Source organism: Coprococcus intestinihominis (genome assembly GCF_040096555.1).
Taxonomy (GTDB): Bacteria; Bacillota; Clostridia; order Lachnospirales; family Lachnospiraceae; genus Coprococcus_A; species Coprococcus_A intestinihominis.
The window spans coordinates 1-895 of record NZ_JBBMEK010000493.1; the positions used below are offsets into that span (position 1 = coordinate 1).

Below are 895 nucleotides of genomic sequence, written 5' to 3' on the forward strand. Positions count from 1 at the left end.
TCAAGCGTTGTGTTGTCCTTCGCCTTATTTGTCAGAACCATTGTGGTCTTATCCGTTGAACCTGCTACTACAGATGCTTTTGGCACCAGACCTGCCACCTGTGTTGTACATGCTTCATCCAGATATACGCCAAAATAAGCACTACTTGCACCCGTCGCCTCGCCATAGGCGTTCAAATCCTCATAGCCTTCTTCTGTCTTAGGTCCGGTCTTTGTAAAGGTAAGAACACCACGGCTTTCCAGATTGACCGCTGTACTATCGTTTGTAGCCGCCTGGCAGGTATCCTGAAACGTATGTGTTTGATTGCCTGCAGCTTTATACTCTGTTTTCAGCTTCAGACCGCCCAATAGCGTTTTTTCGGTACTGATCCAGGCGGTTCCATGTTCTCCGGTATCTTTTAAGTCGTCTGTCAGCAGTTTCTTTTCTCCACTTCCCACTGTAAATTCAATGCCCTTACTCCAGACACTATACTCACTACCTGTGGATACTTCTTTTAATACATACATTCCGGCAACCAGATATTTTTTCTCATCTCCGTATTTTCCGTTCTCATGAATCAGATTTCCATTCGTATCTGTTCTGATATTGGATGCATACAGTGTTTCCCCGGTACCGAACAGCCCCTTTTTATAAATGTTAAAGGTTACATTTTGCAGATCTTTGTCTTCCTTGACATCCGGTGCCAGGTAGGCTGCCTTTTTGCTTAAATTGACAAATCCATAGATAACACGGTTTGTCGCAACCGTCAGATCCGTTTGAAATGCCGATTCTGACTGAGCGTCCTTTCCATACTGGTAAGAAACAACGTAGGCGCCATTGGTCTTTGACGTTTCATCTACTGATTTTCCATTGATTTTCGTTTCTACCGCACGGTAGATGATTTCTTTGCCATCTG

1 protein-coding gene is annotated in these 895 nt (G+C 44.2%); it reads right to left on the minus strand.

Translation table 11 applies throughout. The features are described 5' to 3' along the window. Positions 1-895: SpaA isopeptide-forming pilin-related protein (locus WMO25_RS18440; protein ID WP_349086714.1), on the minus strand; the 895-nt coding region annotated here is incomplete at both ends.